The sequence below is a fragment of the Oleiphilus sp. HI0123 genome (genome assembly GCF_001635315.1).
In genome coordinates this window covers 1-310 of record NZ_LWGE01000627.1, presented here as the reverse complement: position 1 = coordinate 310, position 310 = coordinate 1, and the positions used below count along the sequence as shown (strand labels likewise).

Here is a 310-nt window from a genome sequence, read left to right as displayed (position 1 = left end):
GCGTCGCCTTGTGCAGTCTCATCATCGTTAACACGAACAACAATTCGGCCTGCATCGACACGTTCGATTACACCACCTCGATCTGCAACCACACATACACCGGAGTCCTGAGCAACAATTCGCTCAATACCCGTACCAACCAATGGCTTTTCAGCACGTAGGGTTGGAACAGCCTGACGCTGCATGTTTGACCCCATCAAAGCACGGTTCGCATCATCGTGTTCCAAGAAAGGAATCAAAGAAGCTGCTACCGATACTACCTGACGTGGTGACACGTCCATATAGTTAACCTTCTCAGGTGGCGTTACTG

At 50.3% G+C, this 310-nt stretch carries 1 protein-coding gene; it reads right to left on the bottom strand.

From position 1 onward, the window contains the following. Nucleotides 1-310 (bottom strand): hypothetical protein (locus A3761_RS05705; protein WP_156491641.1); only part of this gene is annotated, 310 nt, incomplete at both ends.